This window comes from Halobacillus litoralis, from assembly GCF_020524085.2.
Taxonomy (GTDB): domain Bacteria; phylum Bacillota; class Bacilli; order Bacillales; family Halobacillaceae; genus Halobacillus; species Halobacillus litoralis_E.
On the sequence record NZ_CP129016.1, the window covers coordinates 875016 to 887534 of the forward strand.

Consider the following 12519-nt stretch of genomic DNA (forward strand, 5'->3'; position numbering starts at 1 on the left):
AAGATTTACAGAATTAGGACAAGGGAACGAGGTAAATTGACAGCATTCTTCTCTGTTTATATAATGAAACGAGCATAAAAGCTTCATAGTAGAGGTTTCTTAGCCAACCCCTCTATAAAAAACTAAGGACCACGTCTTATGATAAGCCGCAGCCCTTAGCCGCTGCGGCTTTTTTATTGAAAATACATTCACAAAGGAGCATGCCTCATGCCAGGACGCAACGACCAAGACCTTGATTTATCACTCCTTGGTAACCAAGGAAATTCCTATTCTTTCGAGTATGACCCGGATGTCCTTGAAACGTTTGATAACCAACATCCGAACCGTGACTATTTTGTAAAATTCAACTGTCCGGAATTTACCACCCTTTGCCCGAAGACACGCCAACCCGATTTTGCAACCATCTATATCAGCTACATTCCAGATGTGAAAATGGTGGAAAGTAAGTCACTCAAACTCTACCTTTTCAGCTTCCGGAATCACGGAGACTTCCATGAAGATAGTGTGAATACAATCATGAATGACCTAATTGACTTAATGGACCCTCGTTATATTGAAGTCTGGGGTAAATTCACCCCGCGTGGCGGGATTTCCATTGATCCATTCTGCAATTATGGAAAACCTGGCACGAAATTTGAGCAAATGGCGGACCATCGCTTGATGAATCACGACCTTTACCCTGAAAAAATCGATAACCGATAAAAAAAGAGCTGCGACAAGGGTCGCAGCTCTTTTGCTGTTTATTTTTTATCATCTTTATACTGCATGTAAACGACTTGAGTAACAAGGAAATCTTCCATTCCGTGTTTACCATCTGCTCCACCTAGTCCTGATTTCCTCATACCTGCGTGGTAGCCCTGGACAGCTTCGAAGTTTTCACGATTGACGAATGTTTCACCGAACTTCAGTTCATTCACGACACGCATGGCTTCATTCATGTCTTCGGTATAAACAGAGGAAGATAATCCAAAATCTGTATCATTACCTTTTTCAATCGCTTCATCCAATGTCCTGAATGTCGTCACAGGGATGACAGGCCCGAAGATCTCTTCCTGCATAATCTGCATATCATGGTTTACATTTGTAAGGATCGTCGGCTTATAAAAATAACCTTTGTCTAAGTCCCCACGTTCTCCTCCAATTTCAACTTTCGCCCCTGCATCGACCGCTTCTTTTACCATGCCCTCCACTTCTTCAAGCCGATCTTTACTTACAAGAGGACCGACATTCGCTTCCTTATTTTCTCGAGGATCGCCCATGGTCATCGATTCAAATTTATGACGTAACTTAGCGATAAGCTCATCCGCCACACTTTCATGAACATAGACACGCTCAGCGTTTGTACACGCCTGTCCATTATTAGCAAGACGGGATGTCGTAATGCTTTCAGCAGCAACATCCAGGTCCGCATTAGCCGTGACGATCGCAGGTGCTTTACCTCCAAGCTCCAAATTCACTTTCGTAATATTCTGTGCCGCCGCTTCCATTACCTTCGTACCTGCTGGCACACTCCCCGTCATAGATATCATGTGCACGTTTGGATGAGAGGCAAGTGTGTTCCCGATTTCTGAACCTGTACCTGTCACCACGTTATAAACACCTTTTGGAATTTCGTCCATCGAGTCAACGATCTTTGTAAATTCCATCGCTGTATTGGGTGTCTGCTGACTTGGTTTTAATACTAATGTATTTCCTGTTACAAGTGCCGTTGCTACTTTACGGGCCAAAATGAACACAGGGAAATTCCAAGGTACGATTCCAGCTACTACACCGATCGGCTTTTTATAAATGAAGATGTTCTCATTCTTACGATCACTTGGTACAATTTCGCCTTCGATTCTACGTGCCCACTCGGACATGTATCGGAAATAATCGATGGCAAGGTCTACTTCTCCACTGGCAAGCTCATAATCTTTCCCTTGCTCTTCTTGTAGTAGATCAATAAAAGTGGCTCGGTTTTCTTCTATACGATCTCCGAGTTCCCTTACGATTTTTCCACGTTCAATATTGGGCGTAAGCTCCCAGCCTTTTTGAGCTTCAAATGCTGCTTTCACTGCTCGATTCACATCTTCTTCTGTGCCTTTAGGTATTTGAGAAATGACCTCTTCGGTCGCCGGATTTAAGATATCAATCCATTCAGACCCATTTGATTCCGTATATTCTCCGTTAATATAAAGTTTATGTTGCTGCATGAAAATGACCTCCTGTTGGGATTTACCATTTTCATTCCCCTTGTGCTTCAGAATAAACAAACCAGTGTTCAACAATATGGCAGGATTGTGTAAGACTTGATTTCGATATTTTCGTTGGGGTTTAGGGGCTCCGGGAAAAGGTTCGCTTTCCGTGGGCGAGTGATGAGCCTCCTCGAGCTAACGCTCTGCGGGGTCTCATCTACCACGCACTTCCCACAGGAGTCTCACCGTTTCCCTCCGCCCCTTTACCAAATGAGGTTCTCAAAATCCCTCTTATAGTAACCTGCCTAGTTGTGTTGTGAAATCCTGCTTAATCTGCCTCGGTATAGGATTCTTAACTACAAAAGCTCTTATTACTGGAAGGTAGTTTCGAGAATGTCTTACGAAAAGTGGGCGGAGGGGAATGGCGAGACTCCTATCTTAAGTGTGCAGGCGCCTTGATTAGCGGCGTATAGACTGGACTGAGCTGGCGGAGATAAAGGAAACACGAAGAACGGAGTGATTCGATGTTGACTTATCGTACAGAAGCGAGGAAATCTCACTAGCCGCTTGACGCCGGAACCGGATATCGTAGAGGAAAAAAGTGCCGGGTGAGACCCCAGAGGACGAAGTCCGAGGAGGCTTAAAAGAATAGGGGAAGTTCAATTAAGTTCGGCACGTCCTGTGCCAACATCGAACGACCCCACTTCGTGTGGGGCCCCGCGGAAAGCGAGCTATTCCCCGCAGCCCCCAGAACCACACAATCGTCTCGAATCTGAGTCTTCAAGAATAGGGAGCTTATCTGCAATTATTAAGTGTTATTTTGGGCATAAAAAAAAGCCCTGTGGGGACAGGACTTTACCATTCGAGGATGAAACCTTTAATTTTCTTGCCATCGCTGGACTCTGACTGCTGCTCAGCCTCAAAATAAGGATCCTCTTCCTTAAAATGATAAGAGATTGTTTCAGGTTTAAGATAAAGCTTGTACTCTAAATCCGTCACCTTTGGGAGAGAAATGTCGGCAACTGTAGTTTGGTCGCCCTCTTCATCAATTAGAAGAATATCAATATGATCATACCCATGTGCTACTAAGTGTTCTTTTAAATCCATAAACGACTCCTCCGTCCAATTATTCTAGTCCCCTAATACCCTTTTCCAAACTTCAAGAAACGTTTAATTTTATGTAACAGCGGGAAAAGATTCCCGCTTTGTTTATTTATTAGTATCCATAACCGTAACCACGGCCACCCATATAAGATGCACCGATGATGATCAAAAGGATGAACAAAACAACCAATAGCGCGAAACCGCCACCGTATCCTCCGCTCATTCTATTCCCCCCCTCTCTTACTTACTTTACTACCTTATTCAGGAGGGCTGAAGAAGGCAGGGCATGTGCGGAATTTAATCTTTTTTCTTCTTTTCATTCACAACTTCAGAAAGGAAAGACACGCTTAATGGAAAGCAGGGCAAAGTATAAGGCTTGAACGAAAAAGGCCAATCCCCAGAAAGGGGCGGGAATGAATTTTGTCGCTTTTGCCAAGTTTGCTGCGTCCCCGGCTTGTCCTGGAGATATAAAGCTGATCCACATCACCTCAAAAGCACTGGTCACAGACTCAACTAGGACGAGCGAAGCGAGAAACAATAAGACGTATTGGACCACCTGATCATGGCCGGTTCTTAACAGCCATATAAACCCTGCCCCAAAGGTGAGGATCCAAAATAGACCATACACATTCCTCACCCAGAAAAGAAGATTGATGGCAAGGAACGCTATTAAAATATAAATCATCCATTTATACTGCCCACGGCTGATGAGGAAAAAGAAGACAAATGCGAAGAAAGAAGCAAATACATAGCCGGCCATGCTTGTTAACACTTGCCCGATCCATGAAGTATGTCCGGTCAAAGCAAAACCGGATGTATTGGGAAGCAGGGAAATTCTTCTTACTTCTCCCCCTGTAATCAGCGCCATCAAGGAATGACCACTCTCATGGATCATTGTATTTAATATAGCGAAATATTTTCCTACAACCGGGAGTTGTGTGAGCAGGAAAGCAAGGATAAGAGCTGAAAGAACCTGTAATTTCATATAAGAGTACTCCTTTCTTCGTGACCTTTTTATCGCTTTCTTCCTACATATAACGTATCTTAAGAATAGAACCAATGGTAACAAAGGAGAATAAACATGCGAAAGTTAACATGGATCTCGTGTTCAATGATTTTACTATTTTTATGCAGCTGTGCTTCTTCATCGGATTCAAGTGAGACGACCGTAAGAATTGCGGCGGCTGCAAGTTTGAAAGATGTGATGGAAAAGCTGACTCCTCTTTTTGAGGAACAATACGAAATAGAAATTGAAACGATATACGGAGGTTCAGGTAAATTGGCAAGACAGATTGAACAAGGTGCTCCTGTAGACGCATTCTTGTCTGCCGATCTTCGCTGGATCGAACTGCTCAAGAAGCAAAACCTTGTGGAAAAGGATACCTACATAGAGTTTGCTACCAACCGAATCGTCCTGATTAGTGACGATTCCAAGAATCGTTTGAATACCATTCAGGAACTAAGACTTAAAGAAAACGAACAGTTGGCCGTCGGTAATCCAGATAGTGTGCCTGCTGGTACTTATACGAAACAAGCGTTGGAAAGGATTCAACTTTGGGGGAGATTGAAGGACAAGGTGGTATTTGGAAGCGATGTAAGACAAGTCCTTGCTTATGTCGAATCCGGTCAGGTGGACTATGGTTTTGTCTATGCCAGCGATGCCATGATTTCCGATCAGGTGACCTCTCTTACACAAGTAGCCCCTACCCTCCACGATTCGATCATATATCCGGGAATCGTTATTTCAAAAAGCCGGACTAAGGAACAAGGACAGCAATTTCTCACCTTTTTAACCAGTGACCGGGCGACAGAAATTTTCAAAGCTTATGGATTCAATCCTATGAGAGGTGGAAAGATAGAACAATGAACTTCGAACCTCTCTTTCTGTCTCTGAAGGTAGCGGGAATCGCTACTTTCATCGTATTTATTATCGGAATCATTAGCGCACGAATCATTTCCAGAAAATTATTTCCCGGGAAAAGTATTCTAGAATCGATCCTTTTGCTCCCTCTCGTCCTTCCCCCGACAGTAATTGGATTTGGTTTGCTTTATTTATTTGGCAAAAACGGGTGGATCGGACAATGGCTCATGGACTGGTTCGGTTTGCAGGTGATTTTTTCGTGGACCGGGGCAGTCATTGCGTCTGCAGTCGTCTCATTCCCTCTTATGTACCAGAGTGCATCGGCTGCTTTTCAAAATTATGACCAAAACCTGGAGAATGCCGCTTTGACAATGGGAGCTTCGAAAGTAAAGGTGTTCTTCACCATATCGCTTCCGTTAGCTTGGCCTGGATTACTCGCCGGGTTAGTCATGACTTTCGCTCGTTCCCTTGGTGAATTCGGGGCTACATTGATGATTGCGGGCTACATCCCTGGTGAAACAGACACGATTCCACTCGCCATCTATTTTGCTGTCGAATCAGGTCGAATGGAGGAAGCCCTCATGTGGGTGATTGTGATTCTCTGTCTTGGGTTCAGTGCGGTATTATGGCTTAACACGTGGAGTCAGAGGAAAATCAATTTTGTAAGGAAATTATAAAAAAGCTGAAGCTTCAAAAGCTTCAGCCAGCGCCCCCGGCAGGATTCGAACCTGCGGCACACGGTTTAGGAAACCGATGCTCTATCCCCTGAGCTACGGGGGCGTATGAACGTACGAGTAATATTATACAAAACAAACCAAAGATTGAAAAGCAAATGCACCTTAAAAATATCGCTCGGATGTTACTTCCAACGTATGTATGTGATAAAATGTTATTTGTCTGTCTAAAAGTATCGTATTTTGTAAGTGAGTGAAGAGCACTCACGTTTTTTTGAATTGAGTTTGAAGGAGGAAAAGAGATGGGAGATTTACCTTTCATATCCGTTGAAGGGCCCATTGGGGTTGGGAAAACGTCTCTGTCTAAAAAGCTCGCCTCCCAGTTTGATTTTCATTTGCTGAAGGAAATCGTTGAGGAGAACCCGTTTTTAGGCAAGTTTTACGACAATATTGAAGAATGGAGCTTCCAAACAGAGATGTTCTTCTTGTGCAATCGTTTCAAGCAGCTCGAAGACATCGATCGCAAATATTTGCAGTCGGGGAAGCCTGTGGTCGCCGATTACCATATATCGAAGAATATGATTTTCGCACGACGCACGTTGAGAGAAGATCAATTTGACAAGTATGCGCAGATTTTTGATATATTAACACACGATATGCCTAAACCGAATATGGTCGTCTATTTACATGCGAGTTTAGATACACTGCTCGAACGCATCCGCATGCGTAACCGTGATGTAGAGGCAAATATTCAACCCTCTTATCTTGAACAACTCTCTCAAGACTACGAAGACTTCATGAGACATTTTGAAGCCACTCACCCAGAGATTCCTGTGATCCGTTTAAACGGGGATCATATAGACTTCGTAAAACATCAAGACGATTTAAATTATATTGTTGATCAAGTAAAGCAGCATTTAAATAAAGGAGAAGTTATCAAATGAATGCACGTGAACGCTATGGAATTCCACATGACAGCGTCATAACGATTGCAGGTACGGTCGGTGTCGGCAAGTCAACGATGACCAATGCTCTCGCTGATGCCCTCAACTTTCGTACCTCTTTTGAGAAAGTCGACACCAATCCTTATCTCGACAAATTCTATCAGGATTTTGAACGCTGGAGCTTCCATTTACAGATTTACTTCTTGGCGGAACGCTTCAAAGAACAAAAGAAAATCTTTGAATATGGCGGCGGGTTCATCCAGGACCGTTCCATTTATGAAGATACCGGCATTTTTGCAAAGATGCACTACGAAAAAGGGACGATGTCCGCAACCGATTATGAAACGTACCGGAACCTGTTTGATGCGATGGTGATGACACCATATTTCCCTCATCCCGATCTTTTAATTTATCTAGAAGGTTCGTTTGATGATATCGTTTCCCGTATCAAAGAACGGGGACGTCCAATGGAACAAGAAACTCCGATTGAATATTGGGAAGAGATGTTCACGCGTTATGACAATTGGATTGATAATTTCAATTCCTGCCCTGTCCTGCGTCTCAATATTGCCGACTATGACGTATTGAATGACAAAACAAGCATCGAACCCGTGCTTGAAAAAATCGGTCACTTCATCCAACAATCACGTAAATGGCGCTCCAGTCATTTATTGACGTAACTATAAAGAAGAAACTCCTGAACGTTCATCCGACGTCAGGAGTTTTTTTGTCTATAATCTTCAATCATCATCCGGTGACTGCCAATCATTATCTCAGGCAAGCCATGAAGATCGAAAAACTTCACCTGCACGGTTTCTTCCGGATCCAAAGCATAGTCCCCACTATAATGGTGAGTGAAATAAGCCGTTGTCACAACGTAAAACTCATCTCCATTAGGAGCTCGACTGAACTGATCCTCCCCAGAGTACACATTCAATAATTGCAGGTCATCGACTTCCAAACCCGTCTCTTCGAAGGCTTCACGTTTCGCGACTTGTTCAGTGCTTTCCCCAAGCTCCATCAAACCTCCCGGCAATCCCCATACACCTTCAGGGGACGTTCGTTCTTGCAACAATAAACGACCTTCTCCATCAAGGATCATCACAACAGATCCAACTAATATAATCGGCCGATGACCAATGATTGCACGTAAGTCCTCGACATAACCCATATGATCCCTCCTCTCTACACCCTTATATTATAACAAGAGAAAAGGACCCCTTTGAAAAAAGGAGTCCTTCTCGTAGATTATCGTTCCATCCTATTCAGCAGTTTTGTTAAGATGACAGCGCCACCTACCATTACTGCACCAATCCATGGTGTATGAACAAGACCAATCGTATCAACGATGACACCACCAACAGAGGAGCCGATAGCAATACCGACATTGAAAGCGGCAATATTCAAAGCTGATGCTACATTAACCGCAGATGGAACATATTTCTCAGCTAATTGAACGACCAAAATCTGCAAAGCAGGCACGTTCATGAAAGCAAACAATCCCATGAAAAACAATACGACCAAACTGAACACTTTAAATGGAATGACGAAAGCCAAAAGGAGCAAGACGATCGCCTGCAACACAAACATCCAAAACAATGCTTTGATCGGCTTCTTATTGGAAACTTTCCCGCCAATCGTATTTCCGATTGCCACCGCAACTCCATAAATGAGCAGGATCACGCTGACAAACTTCGGATCGAAACCTGTCACTTCTTCTAGTAAAGGAGCAAGGTATGTGAATGCCACAAACGTTCCGCCATATCCTAATCCTGTAATAGCGAAGGATAGCAGAATTCTTTTTTCCGTTAAAATTTTTAACTGGTCACGAAAACTTGCTGGAGGTGCTTCTTCCAGGTTTTTCGGGACAAGCAGAGCACTAGCGATGATACCAATCACACCAAGCAGTGCTACACCGGCAAATGTGGCCCTCCAACCAAAGGTTTGGCCAATGAATGTTCCTAAAGGCACGCCCGTCACTGTCGCAACCGTCAATCCGGTAAACATAAAGGCAATGGCACTCGCCCGCTTATGCTCAGGGACTAAACTTGCAGCAATGGTCGAACCGATCGAAAAGAATATTCCGTGAGAAAAAGCAGTGATGATCCTTGCAATTAACAGCAAGGTAAAACTTGTCGAAACCGAAGCCACTAAATTACCAAGAATAAACACAACCATGAGAGCCAGCAATAAACTTTTCCGGCTCATTTTATTTGTGAGAGCTGTCAAAACAGGAGCTCCCACAGCGACACCGACAGCATAACCGGATATCAATAAACCCGCAAGAGTAATCGATATAGAAAGATCATCAGCCATCGTTGATAACAAACCTACGGGTACGAATTCTGTCGTTCCTATCCCAAACGCACTAATGGCAAGGGCTAATAAAGCAAATGGAAAACTTTTTGATTTATGATCAAGAGAATTTTCTTGAATTTTCTCTGCGTGTGAACTCATCATTTTCCTCCTTACAAAAATATATATAAGAATTAAAACTGAAAGGAATGAATCCAGGGCGCCTCTGGATGACAAACCTTATTATGAGGGCTGACCACACACTTGAGAAGTACGTACTTCTATGTGCTATAGGCACCTGGAAGTAACAATTGTATAAAACAGGGGATTCTGAGACTGTTCGTGCAAAATCTTTTTAACATATGTTCCTTTCGTGTATAGTGAATCAACGGATATACATGCTAAAAAGAAACATAGGGTCTCTAAAGGAGGTAAATCTCATGGCAAAATATAATATACCGGTTGAAGCCGCTCTTGAGGTGATTGGAGGCAAGTGGAAGGTCGTTATTCTGTGTCACTTAATAGAAAGTAAACGACGGACAAGTGAGCTGAAACGGTTAATGCCGGGTATTACGCAGAAAATGTTGACCCAGCAGCTGAGAGAATTAGAAACGGATGGAGTCATCACGCGAATCGTTTATAACCAAGTACCACCTAAAGTGGAGTATGAACTGACGGAATACGGATGGACATTAAAAGGAGCATTAGACATGCTGTGCGCCTGAGGAGAGCAGCATATTAAAAAGACCTATCCCAATAAAGAAGAGGTTCTATTAGATTCCTGAAAAATATAAAAAAAGCCCTCACCGATCCGTCCCCGGTGAGGGCTTTTCCCTTTTTCCATTCACATTTTTAATCAAATGAAACAAAATAAAAAATCGTTACTCGAAGTAACGATTTCTGTTCTATAAATCTCCAATATTTATGCGCTATTGTTGATAATAATATGGCGGAGGAGGAGGGATTCGAACCCCCGCGGGGCGTAAACCCCCTGGCGGTTTTCAAGACCGCTCCCTTCAGCCGGACTTGGGTACTCCTCCGTGTGACCGACAATGAATATAATATCATGGTTGTCCGAATCCGTCAACAAAATCCTTTAAACTTTTTTAAAAGAAGTTGTTGTCGAACAATCACGAAAAAATATCACCTCGTTATTATACAAATTCCCTTCTACAGAGTCAAGGACGATTCGCAATGGCTGTCTCTAAAAACGAAACCAAGAAAAAACGCCTGAAACCATTCATAGGATTCAGGCGCGTTTCCTTTTTTATGTGTTACTTGATGATTTCTTTCCCACCCATGTATGGACGTAAGACCTCTGGTACGATGACCGTTCCGTCTTCCTGCTGGTAATTTTCAAGGATGGCTGCAACGGTACGACCGATGGCTAGACCAGAACCATTCAACGTGTGTACAAATTCAGGCTTTCCTTTTTCTTCTCTACGGAAGCGAATGCCTGCACGGCGGGCCTGAAAATCTTCGAAGTTAGAGCAAGAGCTGATCTCACGATAAGTCTCCTGGCTCGGGATCCATACTTCAATGTCGTATTTCTTAGCTGCTGTGAATCCTAGATCTCCCGTGCACATGCTCATCACACGATAAGGAAGCTTCAACAGTTGAAGGACTTTTTCTGCATGTCCTGTCAATTCTTCCAGAACATCATAAGATTCTTCCGGCTTTGCCAGCTGGACAAGCTCGACTTTATTGAATTGGTGCTGACGGATCAACCCTCTTGTATCGCGACCGGCAGACCCTGCTTCAGAACGGAAATTTGTGCTGAAGGCTACGAATTTTTGTGGAAGGTCTTCAACAGATAAAATTTCTTCTCTATGGAAGTTTGTGACTGGAACCTCAGCTGTTGGTACGAGGAAATAATCCCAGTCTTCAATTTTAAACGCATCTTCTTCGAATTTCGGTAATTGACCTGTACCTGTCATCGCTGTGCGGTTGACCATTTGTGGTGGCAGCATTTCCTGATAGCCGTGTTCATCTGCATGCAGATCCATCATGAAATTGAGTAACGCACGCTCTAAACGAGCCCCAAGTCCTTTATAGAATACGAAACGACTTCCCGTTACCTTGGATGCTCTTTCGAAATCAAGGATGCCTAAATCAGTCGCTACATCCCAGTGAGGCTTAGCTTCAAAATCAAATGTCGGAATCTCTCCTGCTTTTCGTGCTTCGATGTTGTCTTCTTCATCCCCTCCGACGGGGACGCTTTCGTGAGGGATATTCGGGATAGATAAGAGAAGCGTTTCAAGTTTCTCTTCCACTTCTTTCAACTCTGTATCAAGGGTCTTGATACGATCGCCGACTTCGCGCATTTCCTTAATCTTATCATCGGCGTCTTCCTTCGCTTTTTTCAGCTGGGAAATTTCCTTGGATACTTCATTGCGCTTTGCTTTCAATTCTTCTGTTTCCTGAATCAGCTCACGGCGTTTGCTATCTAAATCACCAAAGGCATCCAGGTCAGAGAGGTCTTCTCCACGATTTTGCAGTTTTCCTTTAACTTCTTCAAAGTTCTGGCGTAAGTATTTCATGTCCAACATGTTTACTTCCTCCTTTATATGATCAGTTCAATGGATTGGAAGCCAAACAAAAAGCTCCCGTCCCTAATAAGGGACGAGAGCTTTGGTTTATGCTTCCCGCGATACCACCCAAGTTGAAGGTCTATGTGACCTTCCGGCTTCACTCATAACGGTGAGTACCGGTCTGACCTACTTCTTTCAGTCAGACACTCGAGGATGGATTCACATGGCTTCTCCGTCAGTTCACACCAGCCACTGACTCTCTTTGAGAAGAAGGGACATGTTACTATTTCCTGTCATCGCGTTCATTTATGGTTTGTGTTACATAAGATTAGCGGATTCAGAATTATAATGCAAGTGTTTTTTTAGCTTCTTCTACCATTTTTACAAAATGTTCCGTCAAACGGTGGTCATCCGTCAACTCTGGATGGAAAGAACAAGCTAAATAGTGACCTTCCTGAGCGGCTACGATATGACCGTCATAACGAGCCAGCACTTTTGTATTTTCTCCAACTCCTTCAATGTAAGGAGCACGGATAAATACGGCATTAAACCCTTCTGCTACACCTTCAATATCAAGATCGGCTTCAAAACTTTCACGTTGACGCCCGAAAGCGTTTCGCCGGACTTTAATATCCATGACCCCAAGGTGAACGTCATAAGAACCATCGATTTCTGAAGCGAGTAGGATGAGCCCGGCACACGTACCGAAAATCGGGTTGCCGCTTTTTCCAAATTCACGGATCGGCTCTAGAAACTCGTACTTATCAATCAGTCTGCGGATGGTCGTACTTTCACCGCCAGGGATAATCAAGCCATCAATCTCTTTCAGCTGTTCTGTTCTTTTGACGACGACGGCGTCAGCACCTGTCGCTTCGACAGAACGAACATGCTCACGGAATGCGCCTTGCAGGCCTAATACACCGATAGTAGTCATGC

14 protein-coding genes, 2 tRNA genes and 1 other annotated feature are annotated in these 12519 nt (G+C 43.6%); of the genes, 6 read left to right on the plus strand and 10 right to left on the minus strand.

Annotated features, from left to right (window positions below; genetic code table 11):
* Window positions 1-207: 207 nt before the first annotated feature.
* Window positions 208-702 (plus strand): preQ(1) synthase, encoded by a 495-nt coding sequence (gene queF / locus LC065_RS04665; RefSeq protein WP_226593539.1) that lies wholly within the window; start codon window positions 208-210, stop codon window positions 700-702.
* A gap of 38 nt (window positions 703-740) precedes the next feature.
* Here the strand turns inward: queF and aldA are convergent, their stop codons facing one another.
* The 4 genes from aldA to LC065_RS04685 all read right to left on the minus strand — a co-directional run bounded on the left by aldA (window position 741) and on the right by LC065_RS04685 (window position 4263).
* Complete coding sequence (aldA, locus tag LC065_RS04670) at window positions 741-2192, minus strand: aldehyde dehydrogenase (RefSeq protein WP_226593537.1); 1452 nt, start codon at window positions 2190-2192, stop codon at window positions 741-743.
* 837 nt (window positions 2193-3029) lie between these two features.
* Window positions 3030-3281 carry a hypothetical protein gene (locus LC065_RS04675; protein WP_226593535.1) on the minus strand — a complete coding sequence of 84 codons (252 nt, stop codon included), beginning with the start codon at window positions 3279-3281 and terminating at the stop codon, window positions 3030-3032.
* Between the two features lie 109 nt (window positions 3282-3390).
* Window positions 3391-3501, minus strand: a complete 111-nt coding sequence (locus LC065_RS04680) for a YjcZ family sporulation protein (protein ID WP_089650761.1) — start codon at window positions 3499-3501, stop codon at window positions 3391-3393.
* A gap of 105 nt (window positions 3502-3606) precedes the next feature.
* Window positions 3607-4263, minus strand: a complete 657-nt coding sequence (locus tag LC065_RS04685) for a M50 family metallopeptidase (protein ID WP_226593533.1) — start codon at window positions 4261-4263, stop codon at window positions 3607-3609.
* A gap of 96 nt (window positions 4264-4359) precedes the next feature.
* On the opposite strand from LC065_RS04685, the gene modA reads away from it, so the two are divergent.
* Together modA and modB are read left to right on the plus strand one after the other, a co-directional pair.
* The gene (modA, locus tag LC065_RS04690) at window positions 4360-5145 is read left to right on the plus strand and encodes a molybdate ABC transporter substrate-binding protein (protein ID WP_226593531.1); all 786 of its coding nucleotides are present in this window, start codon (window positions 4360-4362) and stop codon (window positions 5143-5145) included.
* The gene (gene modB, locus LC065_RS04695; protein ID WP_226593529.1) at window positions 5142-5816 is read left to right on the plus strand and encodes a molybdate ABC transporter permease subunit; all 675 of its coding nucleotides are present in this window, start codon (window positions 5142-5144) and stop codon (window positions 5814-5816) included. Before modA ends, modB begins: the two co-directional genes overlap by 4 nt.
* Before the next feature lie 30 nt (window positions 5817-5846).
* On the opposite strand, the gene LC065_RS04700 is transcribed toward modB, so the two are convergent.
* Window positions 5847-5919 (minus strand) — tRNA-Arg (locus LC065_RS04700).
* 196 nt (window positions 5920-6115) lie between these two features.
* On the opposite strand from LC065_RS04700, the gene LC065_RS04705 reads away from it, so the two are divergent.
* Both LC065_RS04705 and LC065_RS04710 read left to right on the plus strand, forming a co-directional pair.
* Window positions 6116-6757 carry a deoxynucleoside kinase gene (locus LC065_RS04705; RefSeq protein ID WP_226593527.1) on the plus strand — a complete coding sequence of 214 codons (642 nt, stop codon included), beginning with the start codon at window positions 6116-6118 and terminating at the stop codon, window positions 6755-6757.
* Window positions 6754-7437, plus strand: coding sequence for a deoxynucleoside kinase (locus LC065_RS04710; RefSeq protein WP_226593525.1), 684 nt, complete (start codon window positions 6754-6756; stop codon window positions 7435-7437). Before LC065_RS04705 ends, LC065_RS04710 begins: the two co-directional genes overlap by 4 nt.
* 35 nt (window positions 7438-7472) lie before the next feature.
* On the opposite strand, the gene LC065_RS04715 is transcribed toward LC065_RS04710, so the two are convergent.
* Window positions 7473-7928: an NUDIX hydrolase gene (locus LC065_RS04715; protein WP_226593523.1), complete on the minus strand. Its 456-nt coding sequence runs from the start codon at window positions 7926-7928 to the stop codon at window positions 7473-7475.
* A gap of 77 nt (window positions 7929-8005) precedes the next feature.
* Window positions 8006-9214, minus strand: coding sequence for an MFS transporter (locus LC065_RS04720; protein WP_226593521.1), 1209 nt, complete (start codon window positions 9212-9214; stop codon window positions 8006-8008).
* A 278-nt stretch (window positions 9215-9492) separates the two neighbouring features.
* Between LC065_RS04720 and LC065_RS04725 the strand changes: the two genes are divergently transcribed.
* Window positions 9493-9777, plus strand: a complete 285-nt coding sequence (locus tag LC065_RS04725; RefSeq protein ID WP_306163777.1) for a winged helix-turn-helix transcriptional regulator — start codon at window positions 9493-9495, stop codon at window positions 9775-9777.
* 222 nt (window positions 9778-9999) lie between these two features.
* Here LC065_RS04725 and LC065_RS04730 read toward each other — a convergent pair.
* From LC065_RS04730 to pdxT, 3 genes are all read right to left on the minus strand, one after another.
* Window positions 10000-10092, minus strand: a tRNA-Ser gene (locus LC065_RS04730).
* A gap of 234 nt (window positions 10093-10326) precedes the next feature.
* Window positions 10327-11601: a serine--tRNA ligase gene (serS, locus tag LC065_RS04735; RefSeq protein ID WP_226593518.1), complete on the minus strand. Its 1275-nt coding sequence runs from the start codon at window positions 11599-11601 to the stop codon at window positions 10327-10329.
* Between the two features lie 66 nt (window positions 11602-11667).
* Window positions 11668-11889: a binding site (T-box leader), on the minus strand.
* A 37-nt stretch (window positions 11890-11926) separates the two neighbouring features.
* Window positions 11927-12517 carry a pyridoxal 5'-phosphate synthase glutaminase subunit PdxT gene (gene pdxT / locus LC065_RS04740; protein ID WP_226593516.1) on the minus strand — a complete coding sequence of 197 codons (591 nt, stop codon included), beginning with the start codon at window positions 12515-12517 and terminating at the stop codon, window positions 11927-11929.
* Window positions 12518-12519 lie beyond the last annotated feature (2 nt).